The following is a 19,165-nucleotide window of genomic DNA, read 5'->3' as shown; positions in this document are numbered from 1 at the left end:
CCGTTCGCGTGCGCCGCGCCGCGCGAGCCGCTGGTGCTCTGCCGGGGCGGAGAACTTCCTCACCCGGGCAGCTCGGTCCGCTCCCACCACTCGTACACGGGCAGCCTGCCCTCCGGCGTGTTCCCGTGCCGCGAGGTCGCCTTGAAGTGCTCGTATCCGCCGAGAAACTCGATCTTCACATCGGATCCGGGGGGCGGGAGGGGGACGATCCGTTCGGGCAGATCGTCCGGACCGCCCTCGAGTAGTGCCTTGGCCGTGTCGCTCATGACCTCACCGTTCCCGTTGCCGGAACCCGATGTCGCGCCCGCGCCCAGGATCAGCCGTTCGGGCGCTGGTCCGGGAGGGGCGGGCATCCGCGAAACCGCAGCTCAGCGGGGGGTGACCCGGTACGCCGTCTCAGATAGTAGGAAGTCCGACTAATTGTGGAGACAGGCGCGTGCTCCTCCCTTAACTTTGTAGGAGCCGAACGTCTCGCTCGACCAAGCGAATGGCGGTCGTGAGCCGGGCCCGCGCAGGCAACCCCTGTGGCCCGCTCCCCGCCCCCGGCGTCTCGTATCCCCTTCCGTGCTCCCTGGAATTCGAAGGAGTCGATTTCCCATGGCCGAGACGACCGTCCGCCGCCGAGTCCGTCACATCTCCCGTACGGGCGAGTCCGACCGCAAGAACGCCGCCGCCGCCCTCCAGCGCGCCCTCGACCGCCGCGACAACGGCGGCGAGACCGGCCACTGAGCCCAGCCGCCGCATCGTCCGGGAGCCGCACCCGCACGGGGTGCGGCGCGGGCCCCGAACGGGACTTCGGGCCCCGCGCCGCACCTCGTCCCCTCCCGTTCGCACCCCGGCCGCCATGTCCGTATGGCGGACGGTCCGTGTCATCCCATGGGACGAGGAGTAGGGTTCCCGCATGTCTCGCAGCCTCAATCTCGCAGTGATTCCCGGTGACGGCATCGGCCAGGAGGTCGTGGCCGAAGGTCTCAAGGTCCTCTCCGCCGTCCTCCCGCAGGATGTGAAGCTGGAGACCAAGGAGTACGACTTCGGCGCCCGGCGCTACCACGCCACCGGTGAGACCCTCACCGACGCCGACGCCGAGGCGCTTCGCCGGCACGACGCGATCCTGCTCGGCGCGATCGGCGACCCGAGCGTCCCCTCCGGTGTCCTGGAGCGGGGATTCCTGCTGAAGCTGCGGTTCCTCTTCGATCACCACGTCAACCTGCGTCCGTCGAAGCTCCTCCCGGGCGTCGCCACGCCGCTGGCGGGCCAGCCCGAGATCGACTTCATCGTGGTCCGCGAGGGCACCGAGGGCCCGTACACCGGCAACGGCGGCACGATCCGCAAGGGCACTCCGCACGAGGTCGCCACCGAGGTCTCCGTGAACACGGCGTTCGGTGTCGAGCGCGTGATCCGGGACGCCTTCGCCCGCGCCCAGGCCCGCCCCCGCAAGAAGCTCACCCTCGTCCACAAGAACAACGTGCTGGCCTTCGCCGGTCACCTGTGGACGAACATCTTCAACCAGGTGGCCGAGGAGTTCCCCGAGGTCACCACCGACTACATCCACGTTGACGCGGCGACGATCTACCTCGTCACCGACCCCGGCCGCTTCGACGTGATCGTCACCGACAACCTCTTCGGTGACATCATCACCGACCTCGCCGCGGCCGTCTCCGGCGGCATCGGCGTCGCCGCGAGCGGGAACATCAACCCCTCCGGCGAGTTCCCGTCCATGTTCGAGCCCGTGCACGGCTCGGCCCCGGACATCGCCGGCCAGGGCAAGGCCGACCCCACCGCCACGGTCCTGTCCGTCGCCCTGCTCCTGCGCCACCTCGGCTACGAGGCCGAGGCGGTCCGCATCGAGGACGCCGTCGCGATCGACCTGGAGGAGCGCGGTGCGCTGCCCGCGCGCAGCACCTCCGAGATCGGTGACGCGCTCTCCGTACGAGTAGCCGGCTGACCCGCGCTGCACGAAACCTTTCGAAGCCGCCGGGTTCGCATCAGCACCCGGCGGCTTCCGCATGTCCCCCGCCGGGTGCCACCATCAACCCTGGGTCGCATTCACGCCGTTTTGGCCCTCGTCCGCCGCTTGCGATAATCGAACGCGGAGCCGCGGTATGAGGGAAAGCTCGGACGTCCTGGCACCGGCCACTGGCCGTATGGACGTGAGCGCGGCCCGTCACTACACAACCGGTGAAGGACACCACTCATGACGACGCCCACGATCGAGCTCAAGCCCTCCGCCAGCCCGCTCTCCGCCGCCGAGCGGCAGGCGATCCTGGCGAACCCCGGGTTCGGCCGCCACTTCACCGACCACATGGTGACGATCAAGTGGACGGAGGGCCGCGGCTGGCACGACGGTCAGCTCGTTCCGTACGCGCCGATCCCGCTCGACCCGGCCACCATGGTCCTGCACTACGCGCAGGAGATCTTCGAGGGTTTGAAGGCGTACCGCCGTCCCGACGGCTCCGTCGCCACCTTCCGCCCCGACCAGAACGCCAAGCGTTTCCAGCGCTCCGCGCGCCGGCTCGCCATGCCCGAGTTGCCGGTCGAGACGTTCATCGAGGCCTGTGACGCCCTCGTCGGCCAGGACAAGGACTGGGTGCCCGCGCACGGCGGCGAGGACTCCCTCTACCTGCGCCCCTTCATGATCGCGACCGAGGTCGGCCTGGGCGTGAAGCCGGCCAACGAGTACCTCTTCATCGTGATCGCCTCGCCGGCCGGCGCCTACTTCCCGGGTGGCGTCAAGCCCGTCTCGATCTGGGTCTCCGAGGAGCACGTCCGCGCCGTCCCCGGCGGCATGGGCGACGCCAAGACGGGCGGCAACTACGCCGCCTCCCTGCTCGCCCAGGCCGAGGCCGCCGCGCAGGGCTGCGCCCAGGTCTGCTACCTCGACGCGGTCGAGCGCAAGTGGGTCGAGGAACTCGGCGGCATGAACCTGTACTTCGTGTACGGCAACAAGATCATCACGCCGTCGCTGACGGGCTCCATCCTGGAGGGCGTCACCCGTGACAGCCTCCTCAGCGTCGCCCGCGACCTCGGCTACGAGGCCGAGGAGGGCCGCGTCTCCGTCGACCAGTGGCAGCGCGACTCCGAGAACGGCACGCTGCAGGAGGTCTTCGCCTGCGGCACCGCCGCCGTGATCACCCCGGTCGGCACGGTCAAGCGCACCAGCGGCGAGTGGCAGCAGTCGGGCGGCGAGCCCGGCGAGGTCACCCTCAAGCTCCGCCAGGCCCTGCTGGACATCCAGCGCGGCACGGCCGAGGACAAGCACGGCTGGATGCACGAGCTGGGCTAGGGCCTGTCCGCCTCGTCGAGGGCCACTCCGTCCAGGGCCACCCCGTTCGGGGTGGCCCTTCGGCGTCTCCGGGTTCCGGGCACGCCGGGCCCGAGGCGGGTCGTACGGCCGGCGGTCGTACGGCTGTCCCACGGCCGGCGCCCGCGGCCACGTCGACCTGGTCGCCGCCCGCCCGGCCCGGAGCCGTCGCCGCTCACCGCTGCCCGGCCCCCGCGTACCCCGCCCACGAGGTGGCCGAGGCCAAGCTGTTGCTGCTGCGCACGCCGAGTGGAGGGAGGGCCGCCACGGCGCCGAGGGCACCCGGCTGCTGACCCGCGCCGCCCCGCCTGAACCGCCCTGCTGCCGGCGCGCCCGAGTGCGCTCTGCTCGCATCCTGAGACACCCGGTGAGCACCGGGGCAGTCTGTGCCAGACTGCGTCCGTGCTCTCGTTCGCCATGATTATTGGCAGCAGGCGCGCCGGTCCGCAGTGACCGCTCCGTACGACCAGGTACGAGCGGCCATCGTCGTCCTCGACCCGCGCGCAGACCTCTCGCACCCGCGAGGGGTTTTTCGCTTTTCTGGCCCACCCACAGCCGGAGGCGAGAGCGCGAGGGACCATGGGGGGACGGTGGAGCCGGTCATCCGGTAACGACCGAGATCCGACACAGGAGCCTTCAGACCATGACCGCAACCAGCGAACTCGACGATTCGTTCCACGTCTTCGACACCACCCTGCGCGACGGCGCGCAGCGTGAGGGCATCAACCTCACCGTCGCCGACAAGCTGGCCATCGCCCGGCATCTGGACGACTTCGGTGTGGGCTTCATCGAGGGCGGCTGGCCCGGCGCCAACCCGCGCGACACCGAGTTCTTCGCCCGCGCCCAGCAGGAGATCGACTTCAAGCACGCCCAGCTCGTCGCCTTCGGCTCGACCCGCCGGGCGGGCACGAAGGCGGCGGAGGACCCGCAGGTCAAGGCGCTGCTGGAGTCGGGCGCGCCGGTGATCACCCTGGTCGCGAAGTCCCACGACCGGCATGTCGAGCTGGCCCTGCGCACCACGCTGGACGAGAACCTGGCGATGGTGAGCGACACGGTGTCCTTCCTGAAGGCCCAGGGCCGTCGGGTCTTCATCGACTGCGAGCACTTCTTCGACGGCTACCGCGCGAACCCCGAGTACGCCAAGGCGGTCGTCCGGGCGGCGGCCGAGGCCGGCGCGGACGTGGTCATCCTGTGCGACACCAACGGCGGCATGCTCCCCGCGCAGGTCCAGGCCGTCGTCTCCACGGTCCTCGCCGACACCGGCGCCCGCCTCGGCATCCACGCCCAGGACGACACCGGCTGCGCGGTCGCCAACACCCTCGCCGCGGTGGACGCGGGCGCGACGCATGTGCAGTGCACGGCGAACGGCTACGGCGAGCGGGTCGGCAACGCCAACCTGTTCCCGGTGGTCGCCGCCCTGGAACTGAAGTACGGCAAGAAGGTCCTGCCCGACGGCAAGCTCCGTGAGATGACGCGCATCTCGCACGCGATCGCCGAGGTCGTCAACCTCACCCCGTCCACGCACCAGCCGTATGTGGGAGTGTCCGCCTTCGCCCACAAGGCGGGTCTGCACGCCTCCGCCATCAAGGTGGACCCCGACCTCTACCAGCACATCGACCCCGAGCAGGTCGGCAACACCATGCGGATGCTGGTGTCGGACATGGCGGGGCGCGCGTCCATCGAGCTCAAGGGCAAGGAGCTCGGCGTCGACCTGGGAGGCGACCGCGAACTCGTCGGCCGGGTCGTGGAGCGGGTCAAGGAGCGCGAGCTCAAGGGCTACACCTACGAGGCCGCCGACGCCTCCTTCGAGCTGCTGCTGCGGGGCGAGGTCGGGGGCAGCCCGCTGAAGTACTTCGAGGTGGAGTCCTGGCGGGCCATCGTCGAGGACCGTCCCGACGGCACCCACGCCAACGAGGCCACGGTCAAGCTGTGGGCCAAGGCCGAGCGCATCGTCGCCACGGCGGAGGGCAACGGCCCCGTCAACGCCCTGGACCGCGCGTTGCGCGTGGCGCTGGAGAAGATCTACCCGCAGCTGGCCAAGCTCGACCTGGTCGACTACAAGGTCCGCATCCTGGAGGGCGTCCACGGCACCCAGTCCACCACGCGCGTCCTGATCTCCACGAGCGACGGCACGGGGGAGTGGTCCACGGTGGGTGTGGCGGACAACGTCATCGCCGCCTCGTGGCAGGCCCTGGAGGACGCCTACACCTATGGGCTGCTGCGGGCGGGAGTCGACCCGGCTGAGTAGGCGCCGACCCCATTGCGTGTCCGGTTTTATGGGGCTTCGGGTAGCTTCGAAGTATGAAGGTCGCGATCCCGACCCGCCCTCCCCGAGGCCTCACCGGACCGCTGCCGGCGCTGGCGCTCGTCGTCCTCATGGTCCTGGCCGTCCTCATGTCGGCGGGCGCCCCGCGCGCCACCGCGGCCACCACTGATCCGACGAGCGTCTCGGCCATCGCCGCTTCCCTCCGCGAGAGCCCGGTCTACGTCGATCCGGAGGCGGGCGGCGAGCTGTCCCAGGCGGACGCGCACGCGCTCCAGCAGCGGATCGAGGACGCCGGCAAACCCCTCTTCATCGCAGTCCTGCCCGCCGGCCGGCCTACGCAGAACCTGTTCACGGACCTGCGCACCGCCACCGGAGTCACGGGTCTGTACGCGATCCGCCTGGGCGACCGCTTCGACGCCCGCGCCGACTCCTCGGTCCTGCCCCGCACGGCCGTCCAGAACCTGGTCACCAGCGTCCGCGGCGAGAGAGACGCCAACAGCCAGCTGACGGACTTCACCGACCGGGCGCTGGCCAACATGGGTGGCTCGGCCCCCGCGAGCTGGAGCGCCTCGGGCGGCGACGGCATCTCGTCCACCGCGCTGATCACCGTGGGCGCGGTCCTGGTGGCCGGCGGCGCCGGGGCGTACGCCCTTGTGCGGCGCAACCGCCGCCGGCGCGCGGAGGAGCAGCGGGCCGCCCTCGACCGGCTGCGGGTCGTCGTGGACGAGGACATCACGGCCTTCGGCGAGGAACTCGACCGCCTGGACTTCCACCCGGCCGAGGCGGGCGCCGACGACGCCATGCGCGCCGACTACGAACGCGCCCTGGACGCCTACGAGGAGGCCAAGTCGCTGATGGCGGCGGCCCTGCGACCGGAGGACGTCCGCCCCGTCACCCAGGCCCTGGAGGACGGCCGTTTCTCCCTCGCCCAGCTCGCCGCCCGCCGTGAGAGAAGGCCGCTGCCCGAGCGCCGTCCGCCCTGCTTCTTCGACCCCCGCCACGGCCCCTCGGTCACCGACGCCACCTGGACGCCGCCGGGCGGGGCCACCCGCGAGGTCCCGGTCTGCGCGGCCGACGCGACCCGTCTCGCCGACGGCCGCGACCCGGTGATCCGCGAGGTCGACAGCGACTACGGCCGCCGCCCCTACTGGGAGGCGGGACCGGCCTACGGTCCCTGGGCAGGCGGCTACTTCGGCGGCGGCATCCTGCCCGGCCTCCTCGTCGGCACGATGCTCGGCTCCCTTATGGCGACCCCGTCCTACGCCGCCGACTACGGCACGGGTTACGGCGACTTCGGCGGCTACCAGGGCGGTGACGTCTCCGGCGCCGACTTCGACCCCGGCGACTTCGGCGGCGGCTTCGGCGACGGTGGGGGAGGGGACTTCGGCGGCGGCGGGGGCGGCGGCGACTTCGGCGGAGGGTTCTGAGATACCTGAGGGCCGGGCCGCGGGCGCGAAGCCACGGGCACGGGCCCGGCGCGGGGCGGCGCCGGGCCCGCGGACCTCGTACGAGGTGGCTTGCGGGGGTGGCCTACGCGGCCGAGGTGTGCGTCAGAGCGAGGCCGCCGCGGAGGCGATGGCCGAGGCGAAGGTGGACACCTCGGAGTAGACGCCGGGGGCGTTGGGCCGGGCGCAGCCGTCGCCCCAGCTGACTATGCCGACCTGGATCCAGGCGCCGGCGTTGTCCCTGCGGAACATCGGGCCGCCGGAGTCGCCCTGGCAGGTGTCGACCCCGCCCGCGGCGAAGCCGGCGCAGATCTCGTCGCCCGCGACGAGGCCGCTGTAGAGACCGCCGTACGCCTTGCAGGTCGCATCGCTGATGAACGGCACCGTGGCCTTGAGCAGGTAGCGCTGCTGGGCACCGCCCTCACGGGCCGCGCCCCAGCCGGCGACGGTGAAGTCGCCGGTGTTGTACTGCGTGGTGGTGGCGATCTTCAGGGTGGGCAGCGTGGTGATGGGCGAGGCGAGCTTGATGAGCGCCCAGTCCTTGCCGTTGCCGTTGTAGCCGGGGGCCCGGTACACGTACGTGGACCTGACCTGGACCCGGCCGCTGGTGGACTGCAGGTCCACGACGCCGGCGGTGGCGGTGATGCTGGTGTTGGCACCGGTCCCGCTGACGCAGTGCGCGGCGGTGAGCACGATCTGCTGGGTGTAGAGCGCGCCGCCACAGCCCATGGAGAGCCGGACCATGAACGGGAACTCGCCCTGCGCGGCGCGGGTTCCGCCGACGACGGGCGCGGGCGCGGCCTGCGCGGCCGAGAGGGGCTGGAGGCTGGCGATCGCGAGGGCGGCGGCGCCGACGGCGGCGAATCTCTTGAGCGCCGTGAGGAGCTTCTTCAAGGTGCTGCCTTCCGTGGGGGGCTGACTTTGGTGAGGACATGTCAACGCATACCGCAAAAGAATGGCCATGCGTTGGCATGGTCAGGTCAAATCTGTTGCTGGATTATGGGAATGCCGCGACCCCTCACACAAGGGGGCTGATTCAGCCACCTGTCGCGTCAGACCGTTCCTAAAGACTGAGCGGGAGTGGGTCCTGGTGCCAGGACTCATGCTCAGCCGGATGCCCCGAACGGTGTTGGGCGTCCTGGTCTGCCGCGTTCGCTCCGCGTCCGGCGCGCACGGATCGTGTCCGTGGTCCGGGGATGCGGGGGCGGCTTTCCTCACGCCCTGGGGCTCCCGATGCGGCCTGGACGGTCCGATGCCCCACACGATCGCTCTGGTCGTGTGGGGGCGGTGTCGTCCGTCGCCGGATGGGGTGTCCCAGGGCGCGTCTTCCGATCGCCACGGCGGCTGCGTCGTGGCGGGTGGTCTTGCGGTTCTTGGTGGTGAGGGGTTTCTGCCAGTGCTGGGCGCCCCATCGTGAGGTGTAGGCGGGGTCGACGGCGACGACGGGGATGCCCAGTTCGGCCGCCATCGACACCAGCCGGGCCCGCAGCTTGCCGACGGGCATGCCGGAGATGAGCTTGCGGAACCGTTTGCGGCGGCCGTGCTTCTCGCGGGTGGTCTCGGCGGTGAAGTCGAGGTCTTCGACGGCGATCGCGAGGCCGTGGCGTCTGGCCCAGTGCAGCAGGCGGATGAGGGCGTGGCGGACCTGGGCGTCGCGGTATTCGGCGGTGCCGGTGAGGTCGTAGCCGAACCGGTGGGGGCGGCCGACGGGGTTGCCGTGTCGGTCCAGGCGCCAGGCCGCCAGGTGGTCCGCGTTGGTGTCCACGCCGATCAGACCGTTCGCGCGGGCTGCGGCGAGGGGGACGGTGCGGACCGGTGGGATGGTCCAGGAGGCGGTGAGGTACCAGCGTCCGCGGGCTGTGTCTTCGTGGATGCGGTAGGCGACGGCCCGGTTCGCCGCTGCCCGGTCGCGCCACTGCTCACCCCGGTGCGCGAACCCCACCTTCACTGCGAGGACGTACCGGCCGTGCGGGGCGTTGGCCAGGTGCGCCAGCGGGGCGGGCAGTTTGAGGGAGACCTCGCCGTCGGGGGTGACGCGGAGGGTCTCGTTGCCGTACCGCTTGCCGGACTCGCCGTCGGCCTGGAGGAAGCGGCGTTCGGCCTGCCACCGCTCGCGCCACCGCTCCTCGGTGAGCTGCGCGGCTCGGAGGTGGTGGCGTGTGTTCAGCAGCCGTTTCCCGCCGCGCACGACGTGCACGACTCCGGCCTCCCAGTCCGCGCGTGCCGCCTGAAGCCGGTCGGTGAGCACGTGCAGGCGGCGGGTCTTGGCATGCCACTCCCGCCTGCTGCGGTAGCCGCCCGGAGCCCGCCTGTTGCCCTTCTCCCCGACCGGGAGGGACAGCCGGTGCGCGATCGTGCGCACACCAGCCTCCAGGCTCTGGACGTGCGCGAGCTGGGCGCGCCGGGCGAGCGCCCACTGATCGTGGGTGGCCTTCGTGACCGACCCGGCCCAGCGCGAGGAGGACTCCGGCGTGAGGGCGCGTTTGCGCTCGGCCCACCGCTCGCCGTCGTGCTCCAGCCCGGCCGCGCAGCGGGCCTTCAGGTCCCGGGAAGCGAGCGTGCCCAGATGGTCACCGACCAGACGCAGCACCTCCTCATCCCCGGCCGTCAGGCCCTTGAGTCGGTCGCGCACCGCCACACCGGAGGGGCCCAGGGCGACGAACGACGCAGCCATCTCCCGCAACCCGCCCATCCCTTCCGCCCCCGTCCCCTGCGTCAGCCCGAGGAATCCCTCACCGCACCCAACGACCACCACCGGCAAAGGTCACCCATTCGACCAGGAAACTCCTGTTCCCCTCCAGGGCCGCCAGAGCTGCCGCGGCGGCAAGACTCATTCATGCGCGCCAGAAACACGCCCGTGCGCACTCAGTCGCCAGCAGTTCACAACCCTGCAGGGCCAGACCCAGGTTGTTCCATCCCTTGGCCCTGAGGTGCCAGTCGCCGAGTTCGGCGGACAGCCCGAGAGCACGGGTCAAGGGTGCATTGATTCATCGTGATGACCGAGGTTGATCAGGGCGAGTCCAAGACTGTTCAGCGTGCTCGGCTCCCCGCAGTCTGGCGTACGTCGCCCAGATCCGAGTAGCCGCGCAGACTGTGCTGCTTGGCCTCGAGCGCGTCGTCGTACCTACGCATGCCGCTCAGTGCCATCGCGACGTTGTGCCATGTCATGGCCTGGCCGTCCAGATTTCCGAGTTCGGTGTAGATGTCCCCGTCACCCATCAGCCCGTCCCGTCTCTCCGACCGTTTGGCCCAGGTCATTCTGGTCCAATGCCTGATCCGACGTGACTTCCTCGGCGTGGGGTCGTTAAGGGAAACGTACTTCCGGGAAACGTACTTCCCTAAACCTCACCAGCCAGGAGCCGCCTCGTGCCTCGCCGCCCCCGCCGGTCCCACCTCCCCAAACCCCCCGACATGTTCGCCCGAGACTGGGAGTGGAGTGAACTCACCGCCTTCGCCGCCGACGACGGCCCCGAGGCGACCATGGCCGTGGTTTCCGGGCGGCGCAGGCAGGGAAAGTCCTTTCTGCTCGACTCCCTGGCCCGGGCGGCCGGAGGCTTCTACTTCTGTGCGTACGAGGCGACGGAGGCCGAGTCGTTGCGCCGGTTCGGCGAGGAACTCGGCCAGTACACCGGTACCGTCGCCCCGATGCGGTTCGACCGCTGGGAGCAGGCCGTCGACGCGCTGCTCGCGCTGGGGAAGGAGCGGCCCGTCCCGGTCGTCCTCGACGAGTTTCCCTACCTGGCCAGGGCGACACCGTCGCTGCCCTCCGTCGTCCAGGTCGCCTACGGGCCGCGCCGCCCCGAACGCCTAGAGTCCCGCACCCGGCTACTCCTGTGCGGCAGTTCCCTCTCCTTCATGGGCAAGCTGCTCAGCGGTACTTCGCCGCTCCGTGGCCGCGCCGGCCTCGAACTCGTCGTCCAACCGCTCGACTTCCGGCAGGCCGCGGCCTTCTGGGGCATCGACGACCCCCGCCTCGCCCTGCTCGTGCACAGCGTCGTCGGCGGAACTCCCGCCTACCGCCGGGAGTTCGTACGGGACGACACCCCCGCCGACCTCGCCGACTTCGACGCCTGGGTCTGCCGTACCGCGCTCTCGCCCCGTTCCCCGCTCTATCGCGAGGCCCGCTACCTCCTCGCTGACGAGTCGGATCTCCGCGACCGGGCGCTGTACCACTCCGTACTGGCGGCCCTGGCTTCCGGCAACGCCACGGCAGGGCGTATCGCCGCCTGCCTGGAGCGGCCCGTCAGCGACATCACGCACCCTCTCACCGTCCTCCAGGACTGCGGCCTGGTCCGCAAGGAGGCGGATGCCTTCCGCAAGAACCGCAGCGTCTACCGCGTGGGCGAGCCGCTGATCGCCTTCGACCACGCCATCTCGCGGCCCCGGCTCCCCCTGCTCGACCGGGGGTTGGCGGAGCAGGTCTGGCCGAGTTCCCGCTCCCGGTTCCTGTCCGGCGTCGTAGGGCCGCACTTCGAGCAGATCTGCCGGGAGTGGGTGGCGCACTTCGCTGCTCCGGAGACCTTCGGAGGCATGCCGATCGACGTGACGTACGGGACCGTGCCCGATCAGGCAGGGCGGACCAGCCACGAGATCGACGTGGTGGTGCGCGGGGCCGTCGGACAGGACAACGGGGTTCTGCTGTCCCTGGGTGAGGCCAAGTGGGACCAGGTCATGGGCGTGGGGCACCTGGAACGGCTGCGTCACGCGGCGGCGCTGCTCGCGGAGCGCGGCGTCGACACCTCGGCTGTACGGCTCGCCTGCTACAGCGGAGCGGGGTTCAGCGACGAACTGCGCGCGGCCGGGGGCCGCGGAGAGGCGGTACTGGTGGATCTGGCGCGCCTCTACGCGGGGGAGTAGGGCGGGTTCGCGTCGGAGGCGGTTCACGGGGCCGGCCGCCGGCGTCCTACCGTTGTGCGGCCAGCCGCAGGGCCTGCTTCGCTTCCTTCTCCGAGCCGGCGTATTCGAAGCAGGCGGCGGCGGCTCTCAGGGCGTATTCGGCCTCGGCGTGGCGGCCCAGGACACGCAGGGCCCGGCCGTTGCAGAGGGCGGCTGTCGCTGCCTCGTGCGGGTTGTCGAGTGCGGTGTGGAGGCGGGCGGAGCGCAGATACTCCTCGGCGGCCAGGTCGGGCCGGCCGGCCGTCAGCCAGAGGCGGCCCATGGAGGATCGGGCGGTCGCCTCGCCGGCCTTGTCGCCCAGCTTGAGAGCGATGCCGAGGGCTTTGCGGGTGGCGGCGAGCGAGTCGTCGTATCGTCCCAGCGCGTGGAGAGTGACGCCGTAGTTGAGGAGCGCGGCTCCCTTGGCGCGCCGGTCACCGAGCGCTTCGTAGAGCCGCAGGCTGCTCCGGTGGGCCCGGACGGCCTCGGCGTGCCTGCCCAGAGTGCGCAGGACGATCCCGAGGTTCGTCCACGCACCGCCTTCGGCCCGCTGGTCCCGCGTCTCGGCGCAGAGCTCTGTCGCGCGGCGCAGGAAGGGGACCGCCTCCTCGGCCCGGCCGAGCATGGCCAGGGACATGCCCAGCGACTGGCACGCGGCGGCCTCGGCCGCGGTGTCGCCCAGGCGCTGCGCGGTGCGGTGCGCGGCCGTCGCCACCTCCAGCCAGTCCTGGTGGGCCCGGCGAAGATGCAGGTACATGTCGAGATTGAGCCCCAGCGCCATGGCCGTCCTGGCCTGCTCCGGGGTGTCCGTGTCCATCCACCGGGCCAGACCGAGGAGCGTCTGGCGTTCCACGTCGAGCCAGTTCAGCGCGCGCTGGTAGTCGCCGTCGAAGGAGTCCAAGGAGTCGGGGACTTCGGGGTGGAGGCCGGGCCAGAGGCAGTTGTTGGCGGACCGCACGCCGATCTCGGTGATGTCGAGGAGGCTTCCCCGGGCGGCCTCCGCTTCCTGGGCGGTCTCCGGGTCCGCGTCCGACACGCTGCGGACGTACACCTGGACCAGGTCGTGCATCCGCCACATATCGCCGCCGGGGTCCGCGGTCAGCAGGGACGCGGCGACCAGGTCGTCCAGCAGGGGCAACAGCTCCTCCATCGCCACGTTCGCGAGGACGACCGCGGAGCCCACCCACACCTCGGGAGCGGGCGCCTGTCCCAGCGCCCTCAGCACCCGGGCGACCTCCGGCTCCAGTCGGCCGTACATCACGTCGAAGACCGGCCGCAGCGCCAGCTCCCGCCGGTACTGGTCCACCCCCTTGAACCGCAGCGCCCGCACCCGGTCGGCGGCGGTGCGAAGTTCGGCGGTCAGCGTGCTCACCGGGCGCGGTCCACGGCGTCGTAGCAGCGCGGCGGCGATCAGCAGGGCGAGGGGCAAGTGGCCGCACAGGGACGCCAGTTCACGGACGGAGTCGGGTTGTTCGGTGGCGCGCCGGTCCTCGGGGTCGTGTTCTCGCAGGCAACGGTCCACGAGCAGACAGGCGTCGTCGGTCTCCAGCACGCCGATCGTGAACTGCCGTACGGGGAGGGAGTCCTGGACGTCGCGGGAGGTCACCAGCACGCGGTGCCCGTCGCCCTCCCCGGGCAGCAGGGGGGCGACCTGAGCCGGGTCGGAGACGTTGTCGAGGACGATCAACATCGGCTCGCGGCGGGCGAGTTCGGCGCGGTAGTGGTCGTAGAGGGCCTCGTCGCCCGGAGCGTCCTTGCCGAGCACCCGCAGCAGCGACAGCACGGCGTGCTCGGGGGTGGCCGGGACCTCGTCGTACCCGCGCAGGTCCACGAAGAGCGCCCCGCCGGGAAACCAGCCCCGCGCACGTGCCGTGTGCGCCACGTGCAGGGCGAGGGCCGTCTTGCCCACGCCGCCCAGACCGGCGACGGCGGCGACACCGACACCGACATGGACACCGACCCCGGCGGCTCTGCCGGGTCCGGTGGCTGGATCGAGGACGTCCAGCAGCCGTTCGGCCTGGGTGTCCCGGCCCGTGAACACGGCGGGTGCGCCCGGCAGATTGGACACGGCACCGGAGGACGGGGAGGCGGCACCCGAGCCGGCTCCCACCCCGATCCCCGACCCCATGACGGGCCCCAGGAACACATTGTCCCGGAACTCGACGCGATCCCCGTCTCCCACCGGCCCCGCCCCCTTGTCGTATGACCGCAGCAGCAGGCCCCGAGACGACGCCCGCACTCCTGCCTCTCTGCTTCCCCCGCGCGCCCACCCTCGACGCCTGACTCGCCGGAACCCGCGGTCGGTCCGGGCGGGCGTCCGTCAGTCCTGGACCGCCGCCTTCGCGAAGTCCAGCAGCCCGCCGAAGTCGATCCCGCCGGGGTCGCCGTGCGCGTTCTCGGGCACGTGCATGTGCCCGCACACGCCCTTGAACGCGTTCCACGGCGCCCCGCTCATCCGCTGCCCGCCCCCGTTGCCCGCGGACTTCGGGTACGCGGGCCACAGCGTCGGCCCCCGCAGCGGCACGTTGTGGTGGATGTGCATCCACGCCAGGTACTGGGCGACCCCGCGCAGCGCCCACTCCGGGGCCTTCGGCCAGTAGACGTGGGCCCGGTCGCCGGCGTTCAGCCGGGCGTGGACGTCGGGGTCGCAGGTGCCGACGAGTTCCGCCTGGCACACGTTCAGCGTGTTCGTCTCGACGCCGCCGGGCGGGTTGGCCAGCGCGCGTGAGGAGACGTCGATGTCGAAGTGCTGGTACCACTTCAGCCGCTTGGCGGCGAAGTCCGGCACCGCCGTCAGGTTGGGCGCGACGGCGCCGCCCTGGTAGTCGGGAAGCGAACTGCCCTCCGTGGTGTGCAGGACGACGACGTTGACCTCCATACGGTCACCGCCGAAGTGGTCCTGGTACCAGTGGTCGCGGTTCGCGCCCGGATAGTGCTGGGGTCCGGTCATGGTGCTCATGCCTCGTGACTGTGACACGGAGCACAGCGAGGGGCCGGGAGCTACTCGCTTCCGGCCCCTATCCGCCGATTTCTTAAGAAATTCGACGGCTGTCTTACGCGTTCTTGATCGCCGAGATGTCGAAGTTCAGCTTGATCTTGTCGGAGACCAGGACGCCGCCCGTCTCCAGCGCCGCGTTCCAGGTCAGGCCCCACTCCGAGCGCAGGATCTCGGCCTTGCCCTCGAATCCGACGCGCTCGTTGCCGAACGGGTCCTTGGCGGCGCCGTTGAACTCCAGGTCGATGGTGAGCGGCTTGGTGACGCCGAGGATGCTCAGGTCGCCGGTGATGCGGTAGTCGTCGCCGCCGAGCGCCTCGGCGGAGGTGGAGCGGAAGGTCATCGTCGGGAACTCGTCGGTCTTGAAGAAGTCCGCGCTCTTCAGGTGGCCGTCACGGTCGGCGGAGCCGGTGTCGATGCTGTCCATCTTGACGTCGATGGAGGCGGTGGACCTCGACGGGTCCGAACCGTCCAGGTGCAGCGAGCCGGTGAAGTCGATGAACTTGCCCTTGACGTTGGTGACCATCGCGTGGCGCGCGACGAAACCGAGCGTCGAGTGCGCCGGGTCGATCGCGTAGTCACCGGTCAGGGCGGCGAGATCGGGGTTCACCGCGCCGGCGGCGGTCTCGTCGGTGCTCTTGCGGCCGAAGATGCCCATGACGTGCTCCTTGGAGTGACGGGGAAGATCGATTATGTTGAATCTTCAACGAGGTCAACACGACCGACCGTAGACCTATTCCGTTCAATGTTCAACATCATCCGGAGTGTGTTCCCCTGATTGCTCCATGCGATGATCGTCAACGGCCGCCCGGGCCCTCCCGTTCACCCTGGGGAGGGCATGCGCCCCCGTCGAATGTGAGCCGGGTCTCAGCCCCGCCTTTGTTCGACCTGAACAAGCCCCAGGCCCCCTGAGCAGTCGGAACGCCTGAGTGCCCGCCCGGTTCTGTTCAGTGCTACCAGGAAAACGCGTCGGAGACTGTACGGAGTCGACGTCCCTCTTTTCTTGGCGGGCTTCGTAAGGTCGCTACATGACCGTTTTGGAAGAGACGACGGGTGAGCCGACCGGGGAACCCACGGACGCGCGCGGCCGCGTGGCCGAGCTGCACGAGATCCGTGCCCAGGCGCTGGCCGGCCCGAGCGAGAAGGCGACCCAGGCGCAGCACGCCAAGGGCAAGCTGACCGCCCGGGAGCGGATCGAGCTGCTTGTGGACCCCGGGTCCTTCCAGGAGGTCGAGCAGCTGCGCCGGCACCGGGCGACCGGGTTCGGCCTGGAGGCCAAGAAGCCGTTCACCGACGGTGTCATCACCGGCTGGGGCACGGTGGAGGGCCGTACGGTCTTCGTCTACGCCCATGACTTCCGTATCTTCGGCGGCGCGCTGGGCGAGGCCCACGCCACGAAGATCCACAAGATCATGGACATGGCCATCGCGGCCGGCGCCCCGCTGGTCTCCCTCAACGACGGCGCCGGCGCCCGCATCCAGGAGGGCGTCTCCGCGCTCGCCGGCTACGGCGGCATCTTCCAGCGCAACACCAAGGCCTCCGGAGTCATCCCGCAGATCAGCGTGATGCTCGGTCCCTGCGCGGGCGGCGCGGCCTACAGCCCCGCCCTGACCGACTTCGTCTTCATGGTCCGCGAGACCTCGCAGATGTTCATCACCGGCCCGGACGTCGTCAAGGCGGTCACCGGTGAGGAGATCACCCAGAACGGCCTCGGCGGCGCCGACGTGCACGCCGAGACCTCCGGCGTCTGCCACTTCGCGTACGACGACGAGGAGACCTGCATCGCGGAGGTCCGCTACCTCCTCTCGCTGCTCCCGCAGAACAACCGCGAGAACCCCCCGCGCGTCGAGTCCGGCGACCCGGCCGACCGCCGCAGCGACGTCCTGCTCGACCTGGTCCCGGCGGACGGCAACCGCCCGTACGACATGACCAAGGTCATCGAGGAGATCGTCGACGACGGCGAGTACGTCGAGGTCCATGAGCGCTGGGCCCGCAACATCATCTGCGCCCTGGGCCGGCTGGGCGGCCAGGTCGTCGGCATCGTGGCCAACCAGCCGCAGTCCCTCGCCGGCGTCCTGGACATCGAGGCGTCGGAAAAAGCTGCACGCTTTGTCCAGATGTGTGACGCTTTCAATATCCCGATCGTCACCTTCCTGGACGTCCCCGGGTTCCTCCCGGGCGTCGACCAGGAGCACGGCGGAATCATCCGTCACGGCGCGAAGCTGCTCTACGCCTACTGCAACGCGACCGTGCCGAGGATCTCGCTGATCCTGCGCAAGGCGTACGGAGGTGCCTACATCGTCATGGACAGCCAGTCCATCGGTGCGGACCTCACCTACGCCTGGCCGACGAACGAGATCGCCGTGATGGGCGCCGAAGGTGCCGCCAACGTCATCTTCCGGCGTCAGATCGCCGAGGCCGAGGACCCCGAGGCCATGCGGGCCCGCATGGTCAAGGAGTACAAGTCCGAGCTGATGCACCCGTACTACGCGGCGGAGCGCGGCCTGGTCGACGACGTCATCGACCCCGCCGAGACCCGCGAGGTCCTCATCAGGTCCCTCGCCATGCTGCAGTCCAAGCACGCCGACCTGCCCTCGCGAAAGCACGGCAACCCCCCGCAGTAACCCTGCGGATCCTTCGCGGTACCCCTGCGGAAACCTCTCTCCCGGAGACTGACACCCATGAACACTCCCGACATCCGCGTCGAGAAGGGCCACGCCGAGCCCGAGGAAGTCGCCGCCATCACGGCGATCCTCCTGGCCCGCGCCGCCGCCCGCTCCTCCGAGACCCCCGAGGCGCACCACCGCCGCCCCAAGGCCGGCTGGCGCCGCCTGGAGCGCGAGGGCGGCTTCCGGGCCCCCCACAGCTGGCACTGAGCCCGCAGCAAGAACCACGCAGAAGGGCCCCTCTCCCAGAGAGGGGCCCTTCTGCATGCCCAAGGGGCGCGGGGCTGTTTCGATATGCGGCTCGCGTGGGCGCGACCAGCCACGGACTGCCCACAAGACGGCGCACAACCGTCAGAGGCAGCCCGGTGGCCGCACGCGAACTACCGCAAGCGAGCCATCAACGCATGCTCCACGAGAGTGATCAGCGCAGACTTCGCGTCGGCGCGATGCCGCGCGTCGGTCGTGATGATCGGCGTGTCCGGCCCGATCTGCAGGGCCTCCCGCACCTCGTCCGGGTTGTACGGCTGGTTCCCGTCGAAGCCGTTCAGGGCGATCACGAACGGCAGACCCGAGTTCTCGAAGTAGTCGACCGCGGGGAAGCAGTCGGCGAGACGACGGGTGTCCACGAGCACGATCGCGCCGATCGCGCCGCGCACCAGGTCGTCCCACATGAACCAGAAGCGGTCCTGGCCGGGGGTGCCGAACAGGTACAGGATCAGGTCCTGGTCCAGGGTGATGCGGCCGAAGTCCATGGCGACCGTCGTGGTCGTCTTGTCCCCGGTGTGGGTGAGGTCGTCGATACCCGCCGACGCGGACGTCATGACGGCCTCGGTGCGCAGCGGATTGATCTCCGAAACAGCCCCGACGAACGTGGTCTTGCCCACGCCGAAGCCGCCCGCCACCACGATCTTCGCGGAAGTGGTGGAGCGGGAGGGACCCCCGCTAGAGCTTGCGAAGTCCACTGAGCACCCTTTCGAGCAGTGTCACGTCTGGCTGGCCGCCGGCGCTCTCGTCGCCGCCGGGCTGATGGATGGCGACCAGTCCCGCCTCCGCCAAGTCGGCGACGAGGATCCTGGCCACGCCGAGAGGGATGGTCAGCAGCGCCGAGATCTCGGCGACCGACTTGATCTCTCGGCAGAGGTTGCAGATCCGCTGATGCTCGGGCAGCTGGCCCTGCATCTGGTGCGGCTGCGCAGTGGTGTGCACCAGCGCCTCGATGGCGAGCTGGTAACGCGGGCGGGTCCGGCCACCGGTCATGGCGTACGGACGCACCAGCGGGTTGTTCGACGCCCCGGCGGGGGCCGCCTCAGGGGTACGGCGATGCGGCTGCACGGGCTGGATGCGCGGCGCCGGCGGCTGGTCGTACGGGGACGGCCCGGGGCCCTGCGGACCCTGCGGCGAGTACGGCCTCTGCTGGCTGGGCGCGGAGGGGAAGTTGTAACGGTTCGCGTTCTGGGAACCATCGGCCTGGCCCTGGGCAGGGCCGTACGACCAGTTACCCGAATTCGAACCGCCTGGGGGTGTTGCCACTTTCTCTCCTCCTCCGAATGTGCCTGGCGCCCATCACGTGGAAGCCGCGTCCCGAAACCCTACGGCCTCGGGACGCCAAAACGCACC

18 protein-coding genes are annotated in these 19,165 nt (G+C 70.5%); 8 read left to right on the top strand and 10 right to left on the bottom strand.

Going from position 1 to position 19,165, the window contains the following annotated elements:
* Positions 1 to 59: 59 nt before the first annotated feature.
* On the bottom strand, positions 60 to 266 hold the full coding sequence (locus ACIBTS_RS10690) for a DUF5988 family protein (RefSeq protein ID WP_079659292.1): 207 nt from the start codon (positions 264 to 266) through the stop codon (positions 60 to 62).
* Positions 267 to 597: 331 nt separating this feature from the next.
* On the opposite strand from ACIBTS_RS10690, the gene ACIBTS_RS10685 reads away from it, so the two are divergent.
* The 5 genes from ACIBTS_RS10685 to ACIBTS_RS10665 all read left to right on the top strand — a co-directional run bounded on the left by ACIBTS_RS10685 (position 598) and on the right by ACIBTS_RS10665 (position 6,994).
* Positions 598 to 729: a hypothetical protein gene (locus ACIBTS_RS10685; protein WP_319677282.1), complete on the top strand. Its 132-nt coding sequence runs from the start codon at positions 598 to 600 to the stop codon at positions 727 to 729.
* 172 nt (positions 730 to 901) lie between these two features.
* Complete coding sequence (locus ACIBTS_RS10680) at positions 902 to 1,945, top strand: 3-isopropylmalate dehydrogenase (RefSeq protein WP_399318248.1); 1,044 nt, start codon at positions 902 to 904, stop codon at positions 1,943 to 1,945.
* Positions 1,946 to 2,194: 249 nt separating this feature from the next.
* A complete protein-coding gene (locus ACIBTS_RS10675) occupies positions 2,195 to 3,283 on the top strand; it encodes a branched-chain amino acid aminotransferase (protein ID WP_399318246.1) in 1,089 nt (362 codons plus the stop codon).
* A gap of 661 nt (positions 3,284 to 3,944) precedes the next feature.
* Positions 3,945 to 5,549, top strand: a complete 1,605-nt coding sequence (cimA, locus tag ACIBTS_RS10670) for a citramalate synthase (protein ID WP_319671554.1) — start codon at positions 3,945 to 3,947, stop codon at positions 5,547 to 5,549.
* A gap of 53 nt (positions 5,550 to 5,602) precedes the next feature.
* Positions 5,603 to 6,994 (top strand): hypothetical protein, encoded by a 1,392-nt coding sequence (locus ACIBTS_RS10665; RefSeq protein ID WP_399318244.1) that lies wholly within the window; start codon positions 5,603 to 5,605, stop codon positions 6,992 to 6,994.
* A gap of 123 nt (positions 6,995 to 7,117) precedes the next feature.
* Here the strand turns inward: ACIBTS_RS10665 and ACIBTS_RS10660 are convergent, their stop codons facing one another.
* The 4 genes from ACIBTS_RS10660 to ACIBTS_RS10645 all read right to left on the bottom strand — a co-directional run bounded on the left by ACIBTS_RS10660 (position 7,118) and on the right by ACIBTS_RS10645 (position 10,231).
* Positions 7,118 to 7,906 carry a S1 family peptidase gene (locus ACIBTS_RS10660; RefSeq protein WP_399318242.1) on the bottom strand — a complete coding sequence of 263 codons (789 nt, stop codon included), beginning with the start codon at positions 7,904 to 7,906 and terminating at the stop codon, positions 7,118 to 7,120.
* 169 nt (positions 7,907 to 8,075) lie between these two features.
* Positions 8,076 to 9,704: an IS200/IS605 family accessory protein TnpB-related protein gene (locus ACIBTS_RS10655; RefSeq protein WP_399318428.1), complete on the bottom strand. Its 1,629-nt coding sequence runs from the start codon at positions 9,702 to 9,704 to the stop codon at positions 8,076 to 8,078.
* A 142-nt stretch (positions 9,705 to 9,846) separates the two neighbouring features.
* Entirely contained in the window at positions 9,847 to 9,987 is a 141-nt protein-coding gene (locus ACIBTS_RS10650; protein ID WP_399318241.1) for a hypothetical protein, read from the bottom strand.
* Positions 9,988 to 10,042: 55 nt separating this feature from the next.
* Positions 10,043 to 10,231, bottom strand: coding sequence for a hypothetical protein (locus ACIBTS_RS10645; RefSeq protein WP_399318239.1), 189 nt, complete (start codon positions 10,229 to 10,231; stop codon positions 10,043 to 10,045).
* Between the two features lie 192 nt (positions 10,232 to 10,423).
* Between ACIBTS_RS10645 and ACIBTS_RS10640 the strand changes: the two genes are divergently transcribed.
* On the top strand, positions 10,424 to 11,869 hold the full coding sequence (locus tag ACIBTS_RS10640) for an ATP-binding protein (RefSeq protein ID WP_399318236.1): 1,446 nt from the start codon (positions 10,424 to 10,426) through the stop codon (positions 11,867 to 11,869).
* Between the two features lie 46 nt (positions 11,870 to 11,915).
* On the opposite strand, the gene ACIBTS_RS10635 is transcribed toward ACIBTS_RS10640, so the two are convergent.
* The 3 genes from ACIBTS_RS10635 to ACIBTS_RS10625 all read right to left on the bottom strand — a co-directional run bounded on the left by ACIBTS_RS10635 (position 11,916) and on the right by ACIBTS_RS10625 (position 15,540).
* Positions 11,916 to 14,069 (bottom strand): tetratricopeptide repeat protein, encoded by a 2,154-nt coding sequence (locus ACIBTS_RS10635; protein ID WP_399318235.1) that lies wholly within the window; start codon positions 14,067 to 14,069, stop codon positions 11,916 to 11,918.
* A gap of 138 nt (positions 14,070 to 14,207) precedes the next feature.
* Positions 14,208 to 14,846, bottom strand: coding sequence for a hypothetical protein (locus ACIBTS_RS10630; protein WP_399318233.1), 639 nt, complete (start codon positions 14,844 to 14,846; stop codon positions 14,208 to 14,210).
* 94 nt (positions 14,847 to 14,940) lie between these two features.
* Positions 14,941 to 15,540 (bottom strand): YceI family protein, encoded by a 600-nt coding sequence (locus ACIBTS_RS10625; RefSeq protein WP_319671547.1) that lies wholly within the window; start codon positions 15,538 to 15,540, stop codon positions 14,941 to 14,943.
* A 433-nt stretch (positions 15,541 to 15,973) separates the two neighbouring features.
* Between ACIBTS_RS10625 and ACIBTS_RS10620 the strand changes: the two genes are divergently transcribed.
* Together ACIBTS_RS10620 and ACIBTS_RS10615 are read left to right on the top strand one after the other, a co-directional pair.
* A complete protein-coding gene (locus ACIBTS_RS10620) occupies positions 15,974 to 17,506 on the top strand; it encodes an acyl-CoA carboxylase subunit beta (RefSeq protein WP_319671555.1) in 1,533 nt (510 codons plus the stop codon).
* Positions 17,507 to 17,563: 57 nt separating this feature from the next.
* Positions 17,564 to 17,758 carry an acyl-CoA carboxylase subunit epsilon gene (locus ACIBTS_RS10615; RefSeq protein ID WP_079659281.1) on the top strand — a complete coding sequence of 65 codons (195 nt, stop codon included), beginning with the start codon at positions 17,564 to 17,566 and terminating at the stop codon, positions 17,756 to 17,758.
* Between the two features lie 170 nt (positions 17,759 to 17,928).
* Here ACIBTS_RS10615 and ACIBTS_RS10610 read toward each other — a convergent pair whose 3' ends face one another.
* Together ACIBTS_RS10610 and ACIBTS_RS10605 are read right to left on the bottom strand one after the other, a co-directional pair.
* A complete protein-coding gene (locus ACIBTS_RS10610; protein ID WP_026248371.1) occupies positions 17,929 to 18,510 on the bottom strand; it encodes an ATP/GTP-binding protein in 582 nt (193 codons plus the stop codon).
* Positions 18,491 to 19,078, bottom strand: a complete 588-nt coding sequence (locus tag ACIBTS_RS10605) for a DUF742 domain-containing protein (protein ID WP_399318230.1) — start codon at positions 19,076 to 19,078, stop codon at positions 18,491 to 18,493. Before ACIBTS_RS10605 ends, ACIBTS_RS10610 begins: the two co-directional genes overlap by 20 nt.
* Positions 19,079 to 19,165: the final 87 nt, after the last annotated feature.

This window comes from Streptomyces sp. NPDC050121 (genome assembly GCF_044460385.1).
Taxonomy (GTDB): domain Bacteria; phylum Actinomycetota; class Actinomycetes; order Streptomycetales; family Streptomycetaceae; genus Streptomyces; species Streptomyces soliscabiei.
This window is presented reverse-complemented; position numbering and strand designations above follow the sequence as displayed.

Coding starts and splice junctions, on each gene's coding strand:
- ACIBTS_RS10685 (WP_319677282.1), top strand. CDS start 598: ATGGCCGAGACGACCGTCCGCCGCCGAGTCCGTCACATCTCCCGTACG.
- ACIBTS_RS10615 (WP_079659281.1), top strand. CDS start 17,564: ATGAACACTCCCGACATCCGCGTCGAGAAGGGCCACGCCGAGCCCGAG.
- cimA (WP_319671554.1), top strand. CDS start 3,945: ATGACCGCAACCAGCGAACTCGACGATTCGTTCCACGTCTTCGACACC.
- ACIBTS_RS10645 (WP_399318239.1), bottom strand. CDS start 10,231: ATGGGTGACGGGGACATCTACACCGAACTCGGAAATCTGGACGGCCAG.
- ACIBTS_RS10625 (WP_319671547.1), bottom strand. CDS start 15,540: ATGGGCATCTTCGGCCGCAAGAGCACCGACGAGACCGCCGCCGGCGCG.
- ACIBTS_RS10675 (WP_399318246.1), top strand. CDS start 2,195: ATGACGACGCCCACGATCGAGCTCAAGCCCTCCGCCAGCCCGCTCTCC.
- ACIBTS_RS10655 (WP_399318428.1), bottom strand. CDS start 9,704: ATGGGCGGGTTGCGGGAGATGGCTGCGTCGTTCGTCGCCCTGGGCCCC.
- ACIBTS_RS10665 (WP_399318244.1), top strand. CDS start 5,603: ATGAAGGTCGCGATCCCGACCCGCCCTCCCCGAGGCCTCACCGGACCG.
- ACIBTS_RS10630 (WP_399318233.1), bottom strand. CDS start 14,846: ATGAGCACCATGACCGGACCCCAGCACTATCCGGGCGCGAACCGCGAC.
- ACIBTS_RS10680 (WP_399318248.1), top strand. CDS start 902: ATGTCTCGCAGCCTCAATCTCGCAGTGATTCCCGGTGACGGCATCGGC.
- ACIBTS_RS10690 (WP_079659292.1), bottom strand. CDS start 266: ATGAGCGACACGGCCAAGGCACTACTCGAGGGCGGTCCGGACGATCTG.
- ACIBTS_RS10640 (WP_399318236.1), top strand. CDS start 10,424: ATGTTCGCCCGAGACTGGGAGTGGAGTGAACTCACCGCCTTCGCCGCC.